Annotated in this window: 13 protein-coding genes and 1 tRNA gene; 13 read left to right on the plus strand and 1 reads right to left on the minus strand. The window is 37.7% G+C overall.

Features of this window, described 5'->3' with window-relative positions; all coding sequences use genetic code 11:
- Positions 1-118: 118 nt before the first annotated feature.
- From G7051_RS01850 to G7051_RS01885, 8 genes are all read left to right on the plus strand, one after another.
- Positions 119-706 carry a DUF3575 domain-containing protein gene (locus tag G7051_RS01850; RefSeq protein WP_166198094.1) on the plus strand — a complete coding sequence of 196 codons (588 nt, stop codon included), beginning with the start codon at positions 119-121 and terminating at the stop codon, positions 704-706.
- A gap of 11 nt (positions 707-717) precedes the next feature.
- Positions 718-2,112 carry a DUF3868 domain-containing protein gene (locus tag G7051_RS01855; protein ID WP_166198096.1) on the plus strand — a complete coding sequence of 465 codons (1,395 nt, stop codon included), beginning with the start codon at positions 718-720 and terminating at the stop codon, positions 2,110-2,112.
- Positions 2,112-3,122: a fimbrial protein gene (locus G7051_RS01860; protein WP_166198098.1), complete on the plus strand. Its 1,011-nt coding sequence runs from the start codon at positions 2,112-2,114 to the stop codon at positions 3,120-3,122. Before G7051_RS01855 ends, G7051_RS01860 begins: the two co-directional genes overlap by 1 nt.
- A gap of 90 nt (positions 3,123-3,212) precedes the next feature.
- Positions 3,213-4,136 carry a FimB/Mfa2 family fimbrial subunit gene (locus G7051_RS01865; protein WP_166198100.1) on the plus strand — a complete coding sequence of 308 codons (924 nt, stop codon included), beginning with the start codon at positions 3,213-3,215 and terminating at the stop codon, positions 4,134-4,136.
- A 38-nt stretch (positions 4,137-4,174) separates the two neighbouring features.
- Complete coding sequence (locus G7051_RS01870; RefSeq protein ID WP_166198102.1) at positions 4,175-5,569, plus strand: hypothetical protein; 1,395 nt, start codon at positions 4,175-4,177, stop codon at positions 5,567-5,569.
- 24 nt (positions 5,570-5,593) lie between these two features.
- Positions 5,594-7,549 (plus strand): FISUMP domain-containing protein, encoded by a 1,956-nt coding sequence (locus G7051_RS01875; protein ID WP_166198104.1) that lies wholly within the window; start codon positions 5,594-5,596, stop codon positions 7,547-7,549.
- A 262-nt stretch (positions 7,550-7,811) separates the two neighbouring features.
- Positions 7,812-11,105 (plus strand): TonB-dependent receptor, encoded by a 3,294-nt coding sequence (locus G7051_RS01880; protein ID WP_255493297.1) that lies wholly within the window; start codon positions 7,812-7,814, stop codon positions 11,103-11,105.
- Positions 11,106-11,116: 11 nt separating this feature from the next.
- Positions 11,117-13,153 carry a RagB/SusD family nutrient uptake outer membrane protein gene (locus G7051_RS01885; protein WP_166198106.1) on the plus strand — a complete coding sequence of 679 codons (2,037 nt, stop codon included), beginning with the start codon at positions 11,117-11,119 and terminating at the stop codon, positions 13,151-13,153.
- 70 nt (positions 13,154-13,223) lie between these two features.
- Here G7051_RS01885 and G7051_RS01890 read toward each other — a convergent pair.
- A tRNA-Arg gene (locus G7051_RS01890) sits at positions 13,224-13,295 on the minus strand.
- A gap of 180 nt (positions 13,296-13,475) precedes the next feature.
- Between G7051_RS01890 and ung the strand changes: the two genes are divergently transcribed.
- The 5 genes from ung to G7051_RS01915 all read left to right on the plus strand — a co-directional run bounded on the left by ung (position 13,476) and on the right by G7051_RS01915 (position 21,753).
- A complete protein-coding gene (gene ung, locus G7051_RS01895) occupies positions 13,476-14,138 on the plus strand; it encodes a uracil-DNA glycosylase (protein ID WP_166198108.1) in 663 nt (220 codons plus the stop codon).
- A gap of 42 nt (positions 14,139-14,180) precedes the next feature.
- Complete coding sequence (locus G7051_RS01900) at positions 14,181-16,784, plus strand: tetratricopeptide repeat protein (RefSeq protein ID WP_166198110.1); 2,604 nt, start codon at positions 14,181-14,183, stop codon at positions 16,782-16,784.
- A 200-nt stretch (positions 16,785-16,984) separates the two neighbouring features.
- Positions 16,985-18,790 (plus strand): HSP90 family protein, encoded by a 1,806-nt coding sequence (locus G7051_RS01905; RefSeq protein WP_166198112.1) that lies wholly within the window; start codon positions 16,985-16,987, stop codon positions 18,788-18,790.
- A gap of 4 nt (positions 18,791-18,794) precedes the next feature.
- Complete coding sequence (locus G7051_RS01910; protein ID WP_166198114.1) at positions 18,795-19,412, plus strand: DUF4253 domain-containing protein; 618 nt, start codon at positions 18,795-18,797, stop codon at positions 19,410-19,412.
- 82 nt (positions 19,413-19,494) lie between these two features.
- Complete coding sequence (locus tag G7051_RS01915) at positions 19,495-21,753, plus strand: family 20 glycosylhydrolase (RefSeq protein WP_166198115.1); 2,259 nt, start codon at positions 19,495-19,497, stop codon at positions 21,751-21,753.
- Positions 21,754-21,977 lie beyond the last annotated feature (224 nt).

Below are 21,977 nucleotides of genomic sequence, written 5' to 3' on the forward strand. Positions count from 1 at the left end.
AGTTACAGCTACTTGTTTTTATATAAAATAAACAATCAGACTATTTCAGAACAATTCTTGGACTCAACACTAAAGAATATTGCACAACATATAATAACGAGAATACATCCTCTTTCTTATGAAATCAATCTTTGTACATAAGTCGACATTTATCTTGGCAGTAATCATACTCTTTGCGGCTAATGGATATTCTCAAAATATAGGACTCAAAACGAATGCTCTTTACTGGGCAACTACAACACCCAATATAGGTGTTGAGGTAGCTGTCGGACGAAAATTGACATTAGATATAACAGGAGGGTATAATCCTTGGGAATTTGGAAATAATAAAAAATTCAAGCATTGGGCTGCACAATCAGAACTACGCTATTGGCTGTGCGATACATTTGAAGGTCATTTTTTCGGTATTCACGCACAAGGTGGTGAGTTTAATATCGGCAGGATCGATCTTCCTAATTTCATATTTGGGTCGGATAGCGGAGACCATCGTTACCAAGGCTTCTTTGCTGGAGGAGGTATTTCATATGGCTATCAATGGATACTCAGTCCCCGATGGAATCTGGAGGCAAATATTGGACTCGGGTACAATTATATAAAATACGACAAGTTTGAGCCTTGTGATTGTGGAGAACGATTAGAAAGTAAATCTTCAAATTACTTTGGTCCAACCAAAATCGGTCTTAGTATTATTTATTTAATAAAATAACCCGACATAACATGCCAATCAGCCGACACATATACATCCTTGCATTTCTCCTGATTTATGTATATAATACAGGTTATAGCCAAGAGAAATATAATAATATAAGCTTCGAAGTCAAGAAATTTACACAAGAAGGTGATTCTTTACGAATAGACGTTGATTTCAACTTCTCTAATTTGCAGTTATCTTCTCGTGAGCAATTAGTAATAACTCCGGTTATTAAAAACAGTGATAGAGAGTTAGACCTAAAACCATTACTTATTAATGGCAAAATTCGCCATAAGGTATACTTAAGACAAAAAGCTTTTGGGACTTTAGATGATATCAATAAAAAAGGACTTGAAGTTATCAAGAAATCAACACAAGGAAATCAAATTATATCATACTCAACTACCGTTTACTTGGATGAGTGGATGCGGAATTCGGATCTTTATATACAAGAAAGTAGTTGTCCGGGTTGTGGTAAAGCTATCAGCAAAAATGAACGCTTAGTTGCTCAGAATCCGACATTAGAGACTATAGAACCATTAAATCAGGAAAATATTGAACCTGCAGTCACCTTTATCATACCTGAGGCGGACTCTATCAAAAAGAGGTATAAGCAAGGTAGTGCTTATTTGAAATTTGAGGTCGGTAAATCCGTCATAAATACCTCTATTGCTGATAATGCAGCCGAACTCGCTATAATACATGCAAATTTGGAGGAATTAACAAGTGACAAAAATGTATCTATACAAAATATATCCATAATTGGATTTGCGTCTATAGAAGGAACTGCCAATTTCAATAAACGGCTATCCGAACAACGAGCTAAATCATTACAGACCTACATTCAGCAAAAATACAGTCTTCCTTATTCTCTTTTTAATGTGAGTTGGGTCGGTGAAGATTGGGATGGATTGGTTACTCTTATCCAGAGTGGCAATATGGACAAGAAGCAAGAAGTTTTAGCAATAATAAATGATACCGAAATACTGGATGGTCGAGAGAAAAAATTAATGCAGTTGGATGGAGGTCAGCCCTATCGTTTTATGTTGAATACATATTTCCCCCTGCTTCGAAGAGTCAATTATGTAATCAACTACACTTTACCTCCATTCAGTTTAGAGGAAAGCAAACAAATCATAAGGAAACATCCTGATCAATTAAGCAGAAGAGAACTTTTTTTATTAGCCGATAGTTACGGTAAAGGAAGTCCCGAATTTTTCGAAATCTTAGAAATAGCTCTCAATGTATATCCCGATGATACAATTACTAGAAAAAATGCCGCTGCTTCATATATTATGCAAGGAAAATACAATAAAGCGGAAAAATTATTATCAAATACAAAACCAGTTAGAAATCAAGAAACTCTATATAATTCGATAATACAGAACAACGAGTATAATAATTTAAAACAAGACCAATAATGAAAAGATTTTTTCTATTAACAAGCATTGTAGCACTATTGTGCTCTGCTTGCAGCAACAACGATGACGAGAATTCTACGGGATCTAAAACCAAAGCATCCCTTATTGTTACTCTTTCGGGAACCGGGGGTACTTCTGCTCGTAATGTAGGTGCGCCTACTCAAGCCGAAGAGAATACTATACACTCTTTTACAGTATATATATTTGCAAATAACAGATTAGAGAAGACTGAAACATCTACAACTTTGTCCGGTCTATCGCTATTGGTAGAAGATTTGACTACAGGTGCAAAAAAAATAGTAGTTGTTGCCAATGCTCCGGCATCCTTTCCTGATCTTGTAGAAGGAGATCCTTACAGTAAACTTGCTGAAGTAACCAGTTATATCAATCTGGATGATCAGACTAGCAGCTTGAATAACGGCTTGGTTATGAGTGGTGAATCTGATGCAACATTACAGTCTATTACTGTGGGTACAAATTCTATAACTATTCCTATTAGCCGGATAGTAGCCAAAATCAAACTCGGAGAAATCACCATTGATCCTGCTGCGGGAGTAAATCCTGCGTTATTTACACTTACAGGTGTAGCTATAATTAAAGCTAAATCGTTATCGTCAGTAGGCATACCATCAGTTGTTACTACTACTCCGTTCTATAGTGGAATCGAAGGGTTGACTGTTCATAGCCCTAATATTAAAAGTTACTTATATGAAACTATTAGCTCAACCGATTTCGATGAAAGATTCTTTTATGTTTTTGCCAACGTAAATAGTGATGAAGATAATGGGACATTACTTACTTTGGAAGGAACTTATGATGGTGAGGTAATGTACTTCCCTTTCAGGCTTCCTGCTATCACACGCAATACTCAACATACATTGGATATAACTCTTCGCCGTTTAGGAACAGGCTCTCCCGATCCTGAGGTGCCTAGCGACCCGGCAACACTTACTGTAACAATTACGCCTCAAGACTGGGTGGTTGTACCTACTCAAAGTGTAGAATGGTAATTGTTTAGAATATAAGTAGAGAGAACAGAGTCATAAAATTAGTTCTCTCTACTGTATTAAAACTAGAAACGCTCCATAAGACAAACTAAAATGTCATACTCTAAATACACACATATTACCACTTTATATAAATACAGTATATTACTGTTGATATTACTCCTATGCCTATCATCTTGTATTAAAGATGATTTTCCAAACTGTAATACAACACTTTTTCTACAGATAAAAGCTGTTGATGCTACAGGGGTTGATATAACCTCAAGCGGAGAAGCCGGAGCTGCGGAAGTATATATTTTTGACAGAAATCAACGATTTATAGAACAGATATCGGTTACAAGTGAAGACATTAAGAATAAAGTTCCTCTAAAGATATTTCACAAAGGAACGAGTAACTTCACGGTTGTGGTATGGAGTAATCTAAATGGTAACCAACAAGTTGACTCTTTAACAATTGGTACCTCTATAGATCAGGTATTTGTTCAACTAAAAAGAAGTGCAGAGGGTTACGCCTTAAATCCGGATGATTTATTTCAAGGTATACTCAATATAAAAAATAATAGTAATGCCAGTTCGGATATTACGATAGAAGATAGCATAACTATACAACGAAAGACAGCCCTTCTCAATATAATGGTAAAAGGTTTGGAGTTTCAAAACCCCAATAATTATTACTTTATCATTAAAGGTGCATCCAAAGACACTTATAACTTTAAGGGAGAATTGGTTGGTGATTCGATCAGATACAAACAAAATGGAGAGTTTAATACCTCCGGCAAACAGTTTATCTCATCACCTTTTTCGCTGTATCCTCTACCCGAAGGCGGTCGGCTGACAATCTTAATATATAATGGCGAAAACTTAATTGCTACAGCAGAAACCAACAACAAAGATGGTAGTAATATAGTCCCCATAGTAGGAGTTACGACAAATGTACTGATAGACTTAAGGGCATCTTTAAATGTAAATATCATAGTAACAGACTGGGAAGACATATACCATTGGTTCGAATGGTAATACATAAATATATAAATAAAATAAATTATTGAGCATCAATGATATCAATCAGTCAATATAGGTCAGGAACTGTTTCTAAGGTAAGATTCTTACTCTTAGTCTCTTCCATATTGGCTATACTAGCGGGCATATTGAGTTCGTGTAGCGAAGATGATACAACTATAGATACTAATCTTAGCAATGTAAAAGTTCAATTTTATGCTAATAATTTATCTTTTCTGAAACAAACATCGGAGGAAAGTGCAATAACTGAAATACAAACTTTAATATTTATAGACAATGGAGATGGCTATAAATACAGCTATAGTGTACCTGCAACATCTCTTAATGCGGTAGACACCTTGACAACGTCGTTCGATATAACACTTTACACAGTAACTAATCCGGTTAAAATATACATTATCGCAAACTCTGATAATGCAATCTCAAATAATACACCTCTCGTGGGTGAAACCGAAGCACAGGTAAAACAAAAAATAATACAATCATTTTCATCAACAGGTATTAGTACCAATTTTCCCATGTGGTGCGAATATCTTCTTCCCTCAGGAATATCAAGTTCTCTTAATAATAATATTGTACAACTGAAGATATTAAGAGCCATAGCAAGGGTTGATATAAGTGTGGCAGACGTAGAAAGCTCTTTCAGTATGACGAGCATTCAGGCATTTAGGGTTAACAGCCAATTTCAAATTACTCCTAATGCTTACTCTAACCCGTTACTTGTTTCCGAACCAAGTATACCCTCAACCAGTACAACAACCATAAATACGAATCCTATTATTACAGCTAATAATACATCCGAATCTCAGTTGTATTTGCCAGAATCGGCAGCTCCTTCTGTTGCCAATCAAACATCGGATGCTACTTGTGTCGTTGTAGGCGGCAGATATAATAACAGCGATGATATTACTTATTACCGGCTGGATTTTGCTCCAGACATTGCAGGTTATCCTTTGGGACAAATCTTGAGAAACCATCATTATACATTCAATGTTATTGATATTACAGCTGCCGGATGGCCTACTCCCGAAGAAGCTGCCAGAAATAGATCAACTAATATTCAGGCTGCCATTCAGGATTGGGAGGATGTAGGTGCGAACGTAGGGCTAGGAGGAAACACTTACTACTTCCAAATATCAACACGTGAAATAACAATACCAAGCATTGCTACTCCAAATGCAAGCGGTTTTTCATTGGTTGCAACTAATGTACCAATTTATACAATACGTTGGTCGGACGCAGCAGGAAATCCTTTGGGAGAACCAGCAGATGTTCTTAATGACGGAGTAATACGAGTACTTAAGACACGCAATCTTATTGCAGTTAATGCTGTGGCAAACAATCCTTCACCAAGCACTGTTTTAAGATATGTATTAATAGAAGCCGACCGGGTGAGTATACTCCTTAAGATATATCACCTTGGAACATAATTAAGCAGATAACAGCTAATCAATATGAAAACGAAGAGAATATCTCTACAAAATATAAACCACTACAGTCAACAATTATTTTTATTTATAATTGTCGCTTTATTATGTGGCTGTTCTGAGGATATAACCAATAAAAACAATGGGAACTCAACAGACACCTATTTACAGTTCAGCGTTATTACAACTGACGCCACACCTCCTAAAAACATATTAAAATCAGGTCAAACTGATTCAGAAAGCACAATAAATCAAGTACAAATACTAGTCTTCGAAAATGATCTTTACCAGTATCGTGTAACAGGAACAGGTATTACTAACAGCGGTACTTATAGTGCAACCTTCAAAGCCCGTTTATTATCAAGTAATCAACCAACAACCATATACATTATAGCCAATTCCGATACCGAATTAGATACAAATGAGCCTCAGGTAGGTGATAATATATCAACGGTAAAGGATCGATTAACTAAATCGATTTCAGCAAATCCAATAAACGGAAACCTATCGATGTGGGGAAGTTATTCGTTTCCATCAGGTTTATCGGCAACAGACGACAATACAATTACCGGCATAAGAATGCTTCGTGCTGTGGCTCGGGTAGATGTTATAGCCAATGCTGTTTCGTCCAATTTTCAATTGGCCAGCATACAAGCTTTTCGTGTTGCAAATAATATGCAACTTATACCTGACAACCCTACCACAACACCAAGTGTTACAGAGCCAAGTGTACCTATAGGTACTTCTTATAATATCAATACATCAGCAATAGCAACTTTACCCGAATCGTCGGTTGCTCAATTATATTTACCCGAATCTACAACTCCTGCATCCGGTGACCTGGTAAATGATGCTACCTGTATTATAATTGGAGGGTATTACGGAGGAAGTAATACAATCACATACTACAGACTGGATCTGAATCCGGGGATATCAGGGCATCCATTTGGACAGATTCTACGTAACCATCGGTACGAGTTTACTATAACTTCGGTTTTAAGTGAAGGATATTCAACACCTCAAGATGCTGCAAACAATATATCTTCTTCCATGGAGGCACGGGTTGTATTATGGAGCGATTACGTTAAACATATGGTGTTCGATTTAAACAATTATTTAGGAGTGTCAGAATCATATATAACCTTGCCGGGAGAAGCAAACTCATCATACAATATCCTGATACAGACCAGCCTGTCTAATTACAACATGACTTGGGCTGATAGAACAGGATTACCCGAAGGCTCACCGTCATCGAGTTTAAGTGATGACTATTTTCAGGTCGATAAAGCCTCTGACGGATCATCTATATTAGTAACTGCAACTCAGGTAAACCGCGCAGATTCTACTGACAGAGTAAGATATATTCTACTCCAAGGGGCTGCTTTGAAGTTACTTATCACCGTCATTCAGAAAGCCGTAAAAGTAGGTCCGGCACCCGGACCGGGCGGAGTAATATGGGCTGAAACAAATGTAGACTTGCCATATACCTTTGCTAGCCAAACAAGCATCGGTAAATTTTATCAATGGAATCGGAATACAGCATGGGCTAGCACAGGTACAGTTACCGGATGGCCCTCTGCCGGTGCAGCAGGATTCTTATGGGAAGAAGCAAACGATCCATGCCCCACAGGATGGAGAGTTCCTACAAGAGACGAACTTCAGGCGTTGATCAACTCTACAGGTAGAAGTTGGCGAATAATATCGGCAGATTATGATTATCCCGGAGTGTGGTTCGCTCCAACGCAAGAAGAGGCTAATGATGCTACTTTTGAAAATCCGGGTAACGGATTATTCTTTCCTGCCGGAGGTCGGAGAGATGAAACCGGAACACTAACCGATGCAGGTTTCAACAGTTATTATTGGGGCAGTGATGTTAACCCTCTTGGGGGTACAACCGAGATAATGAGTATAGCCAGTGGAACATACATTATATTTCCTGTAGCTAGTACGCTAGGATGTTTAGTCCGATGTGTAAGAGATTAATTTCTAAATAAACTTCCTTAAATAGTGCCCAAAAGGTTTCGAGAATTAAATTCTCGAAACCTTTTTTTGTGACAACCCCATCCATTAACAGTAAAAAGCAAGATTCAAATTACAGAACTAATAACATTTTATAAGTTTTTTTGACAATGAATTAATTTTAGTCCCTATTTGACCTATTTCTCACCGTTGCATCGTCTTGATATACTCATCTTTGCTTTACCTTATCTTAATAAGTAAAATATTACAAATATCTAATTCCATTATGAAAAAAAACAATTATGAAACTTTACGGAGAAGGCATAAAGCGAAAATACTGCACCGTTTTGCCTTCATTTTTACACTTATGCTCATTATTCCTCTGACTTTATTTGCTCAGGAAAAAAGCATCACAGGACTGGTCACCGATTCTAAGACCGGAGAACCTCTGATTGGTGTTTCGGTTACTTTAGAAGGTACTAGTACAGGTACCGTAACTGATATAGATGGTAGATTTTCATTGAAAACACCAACAAACTCTACTTTAAGGGTTATCTATATGGGGTATATTACACAAACCGTAAAGGTGGGTAATCAAAGTAATTTGAATATCAAATTATCCGAAGATACACAATTACTGGACGAGGTGGTAGTGGTAGGTTTCGGAACACAAAAAAAGGTAAACCTGACAGGAGCGGTAGGTATAGCTAATGCCAAGGATATTCAGGATCGTCCGGTAATGCTTGCAACACAGGCTCTGCAAGGACTTGTTCCCGGATTAAATATATCGCAAAACAACGGTAGTTTAGAATCACGTGCAAAGATCAACATACGTGGTACAGGTACTATTGCAGACGGTTCGACAAACTCACCTTTAATATTAATTGATGGTATGGAAGGCGATATTAATGCGCTTAATCCTCAGGACATCGAGAATATTTCGATTCTGAAAGATGCATCTTCGTCCTCAATTTATGGATCAAGAGCTCCTTTCGGAGTTATACTGATTACCACAAAAAAGGGAACTATAGGAAAGACTTCTGTAAACTACAACAACAGCTTCCGATGGAACAAACCTCTTCTGCTTCCCCAAATGATGGATTCCTATACATTTGCAAATTATTTTAATGATGCAGCCTTAAATGGTGGAGGCACCGCTCATTTTGGAGATGCATGGCTTGCAAATATTTTAGCATTTCAAAAAGGGGAAATAACAACATCGACGGTGCAAAACAGGAATAACAACCGATGGGAAGAAGGTTTTGACCCGAATGGAGTAAATAACACAGGTGGTAATGACAATAGAGATTATTATAAAGAAATTTTCCGCTCCCGATCTATGGGACAGGAACATAATCTGAGTATCAGTGGCGGTAACGAGAAAGTAACCTATTACACATCGTTCAATATATTGGCACAGGATGGGCTTATGCGATTCAATCAGGATACTTACGACAGATATGCAGCCACAGCAAAGGTTGGATTCGATGCTGCTACCTGGGCTAGAGTTAATTATAGCAACCGATTTATCCGCGATAAATATAATCGTCCATCAGCAATGACCGATAACCTATTCGGAGATTTAGGGCGTCAGTCGTGGCCTACCCTACCTTTATATGATCCGAATGGATTCTTAATGCAGAGAACGGCTTTAGCTTTGAGAGATGAAGGAAACGACAAAACAGAAACCGACAATCTTTACCAACAAATCCAATTTGTATTTGAACCAATTAAAAATTGGAAAACTTTTGCAGAAATAAATTACTCTATAAAAAATGCAAACCGCCATTGGGATAAGCAGGTAACTTATATGCATGACGTTGAGGGTAATCCATTTGTTTGGTCGAAAAACTCCAATGTGCATGAAGATCATTTGAAAGAAAATCAAATGGGAGTTAATCTCTATACCGAATATATTTATACGCTGAACAAGAATCATAATTTCAAAGGTATGCTTGGTGTTCAGTCGGAAAAAATGAAGCAAACTAAATTCGGACTGCAAAGAGATGGAATCTTAGTACCGGGAATTAACGAAATAGATGGAACCAGCGGAACGGACTACGACGGCAGGCCTGTGGTACCTTCGGTGAACGGATCAAGACAACGTTGGAGCACTTTCGGATATTTTACCCGTATCAATTATGATTATCAAGGTCGATATTTAGCTGAATTTAATTTAAGGAATGACGGTTCTTCGAGATATAGAAGCGGTAACCGTTGGGTTTGGTCTCCATCATTTTCTTTAGGATGGAATATAGCTCAAGAAAATTTCTGGAAACCATTACAGGATGTTGTGGGAACATTAAAAATAAGGGGGTCATACGGCCAACTGGCTAATCAGAATACCGATAACTGGTATCCTACTTATGCTGCCATGACAGTAAAAGCCTCGGAAGGTGCATGGATGCAAAATGGAATTAAACCCAATGTATCATGGGCACCGTTTACTCTTATTAACCAATATCTTACATGGGAGAAGATTAGAACAACAAACATCGGTCTCGATTTTGGATTATTTAATAACAGATTAACCGGGTCTTTTGATTATTTCGTCCGCGAAACTAGAGATATGTTAGGACCTGCACCCGAAAGACCTGCAATTCTGGGTGTTGGTGTACCCAAAGCCAATAATACAGATTTAGAAGACAAGGGATTTGAACTGTTGATTGCATGGCAAGACCGACTAAAAAGTGGTTTGGGTTATGGTATAAGATTTACATTGGCTGATTATCAGACCAAGATTAAAAGATATCCGAATCTCACAGGTAGTCTGGGAACTTACAATGCCGGACGTAATATGGGCGAACTATGGGGGTATGAAACGATAGGAATAGCTAAAACTCAAGCTGAAATGGATGCACATTTGGCTACTCTAACTAATGGAGGGCAAGATGCTCTTGGAAATCAGTGGGGAGCAGGTGATATTATGTATAAAGACCTCAATGGTGATGGTAAAATCAATAACGGCAGTAATACGTTGGAAGACCACGGAGATCTTAAAGTTATAGGAAATACCACTCCTCGTTATCAGTTTGGATTCGAATTTACAGCAGACTGGAAAGGTTTCGATATGCGAGCATTCTTTCAGGGAATCTTAAAGCGTGATTTTTGGAACGGCAATTATTTCTTCTGGGGTGCTTACGGTGGAGGAGATAAACAAACAGATACAGGTGGTAGCGGTATGTGGTGGTCAACTGGATTTACACAACATCAGGACTATTTCAGAGACGAAAATACCAACTCGGTAGTAAACGGGGTGAATGCCGTAAACCTCAATTCGTATTATCCAAGACCTCTGTTTAATTCGAGTAAAAATACAAAAAGACAAACCGGCTATTTACAAGATGCTTCGTATATACGCTTAAAGAATCTCCAATTGGGCTATACATTACCAAATAATATATCAAAGAAACTTCATATTGCCAAACTCAGAGTATATGTTTCGGGCGAAAACTTATGGACAAAAACAGATATGGCAGAGATGTTCGATCCCGAAACGGTTGATGGCGGATGGGGCAATAGTGGAAATGTGTACCCTTTGTCTAAAGTGTTAGCATTTGGTTTAAATATTAATTTTTAATTTGATTACTCATGAAACTGTATAACTATATAACAAAGCTTTGTGCCGGTATAATTGTATCTACATTATTTTTTGCTTGTACAGATGATCTGAACCAGACTCCCATGTCGACCATTCCACCCGAAATATTTTTCGAGTCGGAATCGCAACTCGAGTCCTATGTTAATAACCTATATGCTCCCCGTAATAAATGGAACAACGGAAACGATCAGGAATTTGAGGTACATGGCAACTGGAGTTTCGGAACATTCGGACTAGATAACAATACCGATAATATGAATAATAAAACTTCGGCTAATCACTTTATACCCGGAGAATGGAGAGTCGATCAGACCGGAGGTGAATGGGCATTTGAATTTATCTACAAGTGTAATTATTTTTTGAAATATGCACAAGAAAAACTCGATGCAGGCAAAATAACCGGAACGAGAGTAAATATAGATCAGTCTTTTGGAGAGGTTTATTTCTTCAGGGCATTTGAATATTTCAAGAAATTACAAAGAGTCGGCGACTTTCCGATTGTAACCGAGCCTCTTCCCAACGAGATGAACCCACTTATAGAAGCCAGTAAAAGACAACCCCGAACAGAGGTCGCTAAATTCATTCTTGCAGACTTAGATAAGGCTATTTCTTTATTGAAAGACGACCCCGATGGTGGAAGAAAAAACCGCATATCGAAATATGCTGCCTATATGCTTAAATCGAGAGTGGCTTTGTATGAAGGAACATGGATGAAATATTTTCAGGGAACAGCTTTCGTTCCAGGCGGATCGGGCTGGCCCGGTGCTTCGAAAGAGTATAACAAAAACTATACTATTGCCAATTACAGTGAGGTAATGAATGACTTTTTTCAACAATGTATGGATGCCTCTAAAATCCTAGCAGATAAATTCCCTCTGGTAAATAACAACGGAATTCTTCAACAAACAGTATCCGACCGCGAAAACCCATACCTCAATATGTTTGCCGCTACAGATTTGAAAGGTTATTCGGAAGTTATTCTATGGAAACAATACGACAGGGGGTTAGGCATCACACATAATGTGCCCATTGCTGCACAGACAGGCGGATATGTAAATGGTTTAACAAGAGGGTATGTAGACAATTTTCTTTTGGATAACGGAAAGCCTATATATGCGGATCCCACAAGATATGCAGGCGACAATTACATTGCTGATGTTAGAAAAAACAGAGACGGACGTTTATGGTTATTTTTAAAAGAACCAAAACAAAAAAATTTATTATTCAATACAGAGAATGCTAGTCGTGCCAACCCTGTTGAAGCTTATCCTAATATTACCTCATCTAATGCCGAAGTGGGCTATGGTACAGGGTATGCTATTCGCAAGGGCGGTACTTTCGATGGTACTCAATTGACCGATAATGGTGGATGTTACACAGGATCTATTATATTCAGATCGGCCGAAGCCTGTTTAAATTATATTGAAGCCAATTATGAAAGAAACAATTCTCTGGATGAAACTGCTACTCAATATTGGAAAAATTTAAGAGACCGTGCCAAGGTTAACAATGACTTCAATGTAACGATTGCGGCTACCGATATGAATAAAGAAGCTCTCAACGATTGGGGTGCATACTCTGCCGGACAACTTATTTCGCCTACTCTCTACAATATTCGAAGAGAACGCCGCTCTGAACTGATGGCTGAGGGATTAAGAATGGCAGATTTAAGAAGATGGAGATCTTTAGACCAATTAATAACCAAACCCTATCACCTCGAAGGCATGAAACTCTGGGGACCGATGAAAGCCTGGTATGTGGATGATAAAGGTGTTTCAATCCTAAAATATGGAGTGGTAGACGCTAATGTGAGTGCTCCCGATCAAAGTATTTACCTAAGACCTCAGGAAATAAATCCGAACTCTTTAGTTTTAAAACAAGGTGGATGCAAGTGGGCAATGGCACATTATCTTTATCCGATAGCCATACAGCATTTTCTAATTACGGCAAATGGCTCTGTAGACAGTTCGCCGATATATCAGAATCCATATTGGCCTACTACGGCTAATGAAGGTGCAATTCAATAACTAAATATTATTACACAAAAAGGAGAAAGGCTTTACAATTGTAAAGCCTTTCTCCTTTTATATCCAAATGTGATCCCGAAGGGAATCGAACCCCCATCATAGGAACCGGAATCCTACGTTTTATCCATTAAACTACGGGACCATTCTGCAATTCGTTTGCAAAAGTATAAAAATATTTAGAATTCGATTTACTATTTACAGGATTCTATCTTTTTAAACACACTAAATTAATTATTGGCATCCATTATTGACATAAAAGCCTAGTTTATATTTATCCTATTATTTATATCTTTGTCAATGTCATCAAAAATATCACACAACTATGGATGTTAAAATTGAAGAATCTTGGAAAAAACAATTACAAAACGAGTTTGAAAAGGATTATTTTATAAATCTCACCAATTTCATAAGGAATGAGTATCAAACAAAACAAATATTTCCTCCTGCTAAACTAATCTTCAATGCTTTTGAACACACTCCTTTTGATAAAGTAAAGGTAGTAATTCTGGGGCAAGATCCATACCATAACGACGGGCAGGCACATGGGCTGTCGTTTTCGGTAAACGATGGCATACAGTTTCCTCCTTCATTGATCAATATATTCAAAGAAATAAATACCGATTTAGGTATTCCGATTCCCAAATCAGGAAATCTGACACGATGGGCAGATCAGGGAGTTCTGCTACTCAATGCTACGTTGACAGTACAAGCTCATCAGGCAGGCTCGCACCAAAATAAAGGATGGGAGAATTTTACTGATGCAGCCATTAAGAAACTGGCAGATGAGAGAGAAAATATTGTATTTCTATTATGGGGATCTTATGCTCAAAAGAAAGCAGCATTTATAGACAGCAATAAACATCTCATTTTAAAATCGGTACACCCTTCTCCCCTATCGGCACACAGAGGCTTTTTCGGGAATAAACATTTTAGTCAAATCAATGACTACCTGATCTCAAAAGGTCTAACACCTATTCAATGGTAAAATATAAAATTTAAAACAATAAAAATTTAAAATAAAACAAATATGTTCGGATTCTTCAAAAGAAAAAATAAAGATAACGGAGCAAGCAAAGAGCAGATTGCACGAACGGAAGCTTCATCACAGGGAAGTATAGAAGATCAATATAAAGGTCTATTGAATAATCACAGAAGCAATCTTTCTGAAATATCCACTGTTGCTCAAAGTTATATCGATAAAGATAATTATACGGATAAAAATGAGTGGCTGGATGCTTTAGCTATTTGTGATATTGCTCTACAAGAGAACAAAGTCGATAATACGATCAAAGAACTTTACCGTCAGATATATACCCGTAACTGGAACAAATATGTATCGATGGAATATAACGACACTGATTATAGGTATTGGTTCAACTTGAATAAAGACATCAATGACCGTTTTATTAAAATAGGTCATACAAGAGGTTATTGCGAACAAGCCGATCTATACGGATCGGCTCGCAGGGGATACCGCGATTTAGAAAAGAAGATAGAATATCTAAAAGAAGGTGTTAAAGCCGAAGATCCCGCTTCATTAGGCGATTATGGATATGGGGTATATTTAGGTCTGCCTGAATACGGCAAAGAAAATAAAGAAGAAGGCCGTAAACTGGTAGAACGTTCTATTGAATTAGGTTATGAGTCGGCACAGATGCTTTTATTGTACATTGACTTCTATGATACTAATCTCAATCAAAGTATACTGCTTCAACGTATAAACGAATATATAGAGAAGACAGATCCTGTAAGCCGTAAACCGTATCATCTTTTGGCTGATTTTTATCTGAGAAAAGAAAACGATCTGGATAAAGCTGTCGAAGTTATGAAAAAAGGAATAGCAGTGGGAGGTCATTACTGTGAATACCTTTTGGGAATGAATTATCTGAACGGAAGAATAGAGAATGCAGATAAAAATGAAGGAATCAGACTTCTCGAAAGTGCATACAGCTATCACACGGTATATGCTGCTAATTTCTTAGGACAGTATTATAGCTTTGGAAATGATGAAAATACATCCATCGAAAAAGCTATTCTGTGGCACGAAAAAGCTGCATTATATTGTTACCCTGAATCGTCATTCGAATTAGCTTGTATTTATTTATACAACGAAAACCTAAAAGATATACAGAAAGGCTTAGCTTATCTAGATCAGGCTATTGAAGACGGAAGTCCTAGAGGTTTAGCCGAAAGAGCATATCTGATATTGGAAACCGAAATATTACCTACAAATATAGATGAAGCTAAACAACTTCTCGAAAAAGCCATGGACATGGGTAACGAATATGCCCCTTACCGTTTAGGCTTAGGTTATCAAAATGCAGAGTTTGTTACTGAACCCGACTATAAGAAAGCTCTAGAATTATTTGAGCTGGGAGCCGAAAGAAACCATTTATACAGTATCGAATTAGCAGGTAACTATTATCGTGTAGGTGTTGGTGGCGAAGATGAAGTAGCAGCAGAAAAAGCTGTTAAATACCTGACGAGAGCCATCGAAATGGGATCGGATTACGCTCGTATAGAACTCGCTTTTTGCTACGAAACCGGTTTCGGTGTAGAACAAGATTACCAAAAAGCATTTGACCTATATCGAGAGGCGGCGGCAAATAACTACTCGTATGCCAACACCAAAATGGCGGTATATTACGAAGATGGTATATTAGGTGAAGCGAATACAGCCGAAGCATTCAATAATTATATGATTGCAGCCGCAGCAGGTATTCCCGATGCCATGTATCACTTGGGACGTTACTATAAATATGCAGTAGGAATACCCGAAAACCCCGAAGAGGCTCTTAAATTCTTCAATCAGGCCGCCGAAGCAAATAGTGCTCCAGGGCTTACCGAATTGGCCATCAGCTATGAGCAAGAATATGGAGGTTTAGAATTCGATGCAACTAAAATTTTGCATTATATGTCCAGAGCTGCCGAAATGGGATATACTTATGCTCAATATAAACTGGGATCGTATTATTACTATGGATTAGTTGAAACAGATCTGAATAAGGCTATCGAATGGTATACAAAAGCCTACGAACAAGGTTATCCTTATGCTGCACTTATGTTGGGAGAATACTACCTGTACAATATGGGAGGTGGCGAAACCGAATATGATAAAGCATTCGGATACTTCAAGTTTGCAGAAGAGCAAAACGTGATTTCTGAAGGTCTCGGAGTTTGTTATGAATATGGATTAGGAGTTGAGGAAAATGAAACCGAAGCTTTCAAATACTATACATTGGCTGCTAATGATAACTATACTGCTGCAAAATATCGCTTAGGATTATGTTATAGATACGGCCGTGGTACAACCGAAAACCTCACGGATGCTTATCGCTGGTTGTCTGATGCAGGACAAAACGGAAACTACAATGCTCAATATGAAACGGCAATGATGTTATTAAACGGCGAAGGTGTCAGTATGGATCAGCAACAAGCCATACAAATGTTGACTAAAATAGCTGAAGAAGATCACGACTATGCTCAGTTTGAACTGGGTAACTGCTACTTAACAGGAAAAGGTGTAGCCGAAGACGAAGTACAGGCGATGTACTGGTATCAGAAAGCTGCCGATAACGGAAACGAGCAAGCTCAGAAACTAACCGGAAAAAGAGAACGTCGAAAAAGATAAGAGATCGCAAACCTTTTTATTTATCTTATAGATCGATAAAATATCGTGTATAACTTAATTAACATTTCGAATACATCTAAAATTGGGTACTGTTGAAAAACAGTATCCAATTATTGTTTAAATTTGCAATGTACGATTGTAATCTTTTAAGTCTTAATGAATCTCACTTTACCTGAATGGATTACAACAAAAAATAAATAATGGAAGAAAACAACGAAAATAAATACCTCTTTCAAGTGAATTTGAAAGGGATGATCGAATTATTGTCAGAACATATTTACAGTGCTCCAAACGTATTTGTAAGAGAACTTCTTCAAAATGGTATCGATGCCAATACAGCAAGAAGATCGATTGACGAGAATCATAAAGGCATCATAAACATTTACCTGAATAAAGTAAATGATACTCCTCAACTTATATTCGAAGATAACGGAATCGGCTTAACGGAAGAAGAGGTACATCAATTTCTTTCTGTTATCGGGCAAAGCTCTAAGCGTGGCGATTTTAATGAAAAAGACTTCATCGGAAAATTTGGTATCGGTATGTTATCGTGTCTAGTCGTAAGTCACGAAATTGTAGTTGAAACCCGTTCGCTATTGAAAGATAAATCGGTATGCTGGAGAGGGAAAGCCGATGGTACATATACTGTCGAAACGATTGATAATATCGAGAATGCAGGAACAAGAGTTATATTATCACCAAAAAAAGAATGGCTTCCGTTATTCGAAAAAGAAGAGCTGAAAAAGAATGTTCTTCAGTTCGGAAATGCGTTGCCTATTACCATTAACTTCATCACCGACGAAGGCACAGAGGTACTGGTTGACAAAGATCCTGTATGGCTCAACAAAGAAAGCTCAAAAGAAGAACTGATGGAATATGGTCGGAAAACATTCAACATCAACTTTTTGGATGCTTTTTATCTGCACTCCGAAAAAGGAGAGATTGATGGCGTTGCTTACATTATGCCCTACAAGGTTCAGTTTTCAGGAGCGAAACAGCATAAAATATACCTCAAGAGAATGTACCTGTGCGAACAAGCTAACAACTTGTTACCCGAATGGACGTCTTTCGTGAAATGTATAATCAATACAAATGACCTTCGCCCGACTGCATCACGAGAATCTCTGATGGATGACGATGTTATGAAGGAGGCTAAAAAAGAACTTAGCAACTGTTTCAAAGACTATTTGAAAGTATTGATGCTGAGTGATATCAAAAAGCTTAGTGAGATCATCAATATACACCATATCTTTATCAAAGCATTAGCGGTTGAAGATCGTGAACTACTGAAAATGTTTATAGACTATATTCCTTTCGAAACAAATAAAGGACACATGACATTTTTGTCTATTAAAACATATAATGACATTGTTTATTATACCCCTTCGTTAGACGATTTTCGTCAGATCCGCCGTATTGCCGGATCACAGGGAAAAACGGTTATTAATGCCGCTTATTCATTTGAAGTGGATTTGATTCAAAAGATAAAGATTGCTTTTCCTGACACCCGTCTCGAAAAAATCACACCGCAAGATATCCTCGATACGCTTTCGGATGTAGTTGTGTCGGATGACGAGCGATATCAGCAATTTGAAACGAGAGCAAATGAACTGCTTAAAGGTCAGTATTGCAAAGCTCAATTGAAACAATTCGATCCGATTGACACGCCTGCCATATACGTGGCCAATGATGAGGCTATGAGCAATAAGAATATCCAGAATCTATCTAATTCGGGAAATCCTTTTGCAGCCACATTACATAACTTCATCAAGAAAGAGGACAATATGCCTACCCTGTGTTTCAACAAGGACAACGAGATTGTACAGAATTTGATTGCCATTGAAGATGAAACACTATTCAATTCCGTAGTACATATTATGTATGTGCAAGCATTGATGCTTGGTGGATATCCTGTAAATAAAAAAGAAATGACTGTATTTAACGATGCTCTATACCAATTATTGATAATGGGCATGAGTAATTTTATTGGTAAATTTGATTTGTAAACATATGAAAAATAGTATTCGTCTAGCTGCATTACTTCTTTGCATTATTTGCCTTTCTTGTAAAAACTCCGAAAATGGAAAGTCGCAAGAATCTATTCAAGAGAAAATGAGTGCATACACTGGTTCTCCTGTATCCAATCAATTTCCGGATATAGATAATGATGAAAACGAAGCATCGTATTCGGGATTCTGTTCTCTCCTCAAAAACAAAGATGATGGTTATAAGTTCGTTTTAAAGGAGAAAGACCATTTCAAGGAAAAAGGCTATCAGTTGTTTTACTTCGATGATGATGACCACAAGTTCTATCTCGGAGCGATAAAGAGTAACGACGAAATGGATATTCTAAGATGGCGTGGAACCAACGGAATCAACTACGATCATACCAATCAAGATGTAATAAACAAACTCGAAGAATGGGGTAAAGAGAATCCGGTAAGGATTGTCGGAGTCTCTTTTGATTGGGTTTTGTTTAACTTCGAACATCCAGTCAAAGATGTAGAGCAACTTGCTAAAGAAGTATATGATTTCTGCCCCGATGTTGTAGAGCAAGGTGTAGGAACGATGGATGAACTGAAACACTTCATCAAAAAGGAAAATGGAATATACCTTTGGTGGGATTAACTACTTTCGATATACATAAAGAGCTAATCGCCTACAATACCAATACCTTACAACCTGATAAACTAAAATAAAACCTGATCTTATGACTAGTACCAATCGTTTAACCTGTATTCTGATACTCTTTCTGAGCCTTTTCTCTTTTGTGGGAAATGCTCAGACTATGAATAACTCTATTCAGATAATCCCTCAACCCAATAGCCTAGAATTGGGTAAAGGAGAGTTTAAATGGAATAAGAAAACTAAAATTATTATTACCAACGATAACGAGGAATTAAAAGCAACTGCCGATTATCTGGCTGATGTTCTTACTAATATCACTAAATCTCCCGTTAAAGTCACAAAAGGAAAACCGAAAACCAAGAATGCACTTATCCTTCATTTAGGTAAGGGTCAAGGAGAGGAGTCCTATGAATTGAATATAGATAAAAACCGTATTATCATTGAAGCTCTTAAACCTGCAGGAATATTCTACGGAATACAAAGTTTACTTCAGATGATTCCTGTAGAAGGAGGTAAATTTTCTCTTCAATCGGTTCAGATTAAAGATAACCCTCGATTCTCGTACCGGGGAATGCATCTGGATGTATCGCGACATTTTTACACAAAAGAAGAGGTCAAAAAATTTATTGATCTGATTGCCATGTATAAGTTTAACCGCTTTCATTGGCATCTGACCGATGCGGCAGGATGGCGTTTAGAAATAAAACAATATCCTCTTTTGACACAAAAAACCGCATTCAGAACTCAAGCCAACTACAATGATTTCTGGGGTGGCGAAAGAAAGTATGCTGATGAAGGTGCGGATAATGCTCATGGAGGCTACTATACTCAGGATGATGCCAGAGAGATAGTGGCGTATGCGGCTTCTAAATACATTACGGTAATACCGGAAATAGAAATGCCGGGACATTCAGAAGAGGTATTCGTAGCTTATCCGAATCTTTCATGCTCGGGTAAACCTTATGTTGACAGTGACTTTTGTGCGGGGAACGATGATTCTTTTACCTTCCTGAATAATGTACTCGATGAAGTTATAGATATATTTCCATCTCACTATATCCATATTGGAGGAGATGAGGCAGGAAAAAAGTCATGGAAAAAATGCCCTAAATGTCAACAACGCATTGTGGATGAAAACCTGAAAGATGTAGACGAATTGCAAAGCTATTTTATCAAACGCATATCGAAACACGTTACATCGAGAAACAGAAGCCTTATCGGATGGGACGAAATTATTGATGGCGGACTGGCTTCTGATGCTACCGTAATGGTGTGGAGAGGCAAAGAAAAGGGAGAAGTTGCCGCACGTCATGGCAACCATGTAATAATGACTCCGGGCAGCCACTGCTATTTCGACAGCTATCAGGCTGACCCCACTACCGAACCCAAAACCATCGGGGGATACCTGCCTTTACAAAAGGTATATTCTTTTGAAGTTACTCCTGCTAATGATTCTCTGGCTCCATTTTATCTGGGTGGACAGGGAAATATCTGGACAGAATATATGACCGATTTTAAACGTGTTGAATACATGGCATTTCCACGGGCTATTGCCTTAGCTGAAACTTTATGGTCGAGCAAAGAAAGCAGAAACTGGGACGATTTTAAAGCACGTATGGCAAATCAGTATCCCAGATTAGATCTATTGGATGTGAATTATCACAGACCTTCGTTTGAGATAGAGATGACAGAAAAAGTAGATACTGTAAATAAACTTGTGGAGGTAAAATTTGAGTCCGAATTAAATAATCCTGTCATCCGATATACACTCGATGGAACAGAGCCGACCAATGAATCGGCTATTTACACAAGTCCTTTTACTATTGATCGTATAGCCCATATCAACGCTGCTGTCTTTGTAGATGACCAAATTCAGAAACCTATTTTAAAAAGAAAATCGGGTTATCATCGGGCAGTAGGTAAAAAAGTGACCTATAATACCAAATGGCAATCGTATCCCGCAGGAGGAGAAACAGCTCTTACGGATGGTTACAGTGGTAGTTTGACATATGGTGATGGACGTTGGCAAGGTTTCACATCGAATATGGATGTAGTTATAGACATGGGCAGTATAGTACAGCTAAACTCGCTAAGTGCCAACTTTATGCAACTTACAGGCCCCGGAGTATATATTCCCAAATACGTGGAAGTTTCTCTTTCGAATGACGGTGTAAATTTTGAGAAAGCTTTTAGAGTAGAAAGTACTGTTCCCAAAGAATATGACCGTTTAATCTTCCAGGATTTTGTAGGAGGACTAGAGAATAAGCAGGCACGTTATATCAAAGTCTTTGCTAAAAATAACGGAGGCTTTTTATTCGTTGACGAATTGGTTGTTAATTAAAATCTCAAAATAAATTACTCAACAGGCTTTTCGTTTTATCTATTTATTAAAGGCATAAGGAGTTATGCTAAAAGTAACAGGATAGAAAAAAGAAAAGCCTCAAAAAGTGTCACTTTTGTAACCTTTGTAACCTTTTTAGACATACATATCTAATAATCAAACAATTGCCTAACACTCAAAAGTTACACACAGTAGTCACCTTTGTAACCTTAGCGATTACCTTT

Origin of the sequence: Dysgonomonas sp. HDW5B, assembly GCF_011299335.1 — a bacterium.
GTDB lineage: Bacteria > Bacteroidota > Bacteroidia > Bacteroidales > Dysgonomonadaceae > Dysgonomonas_A.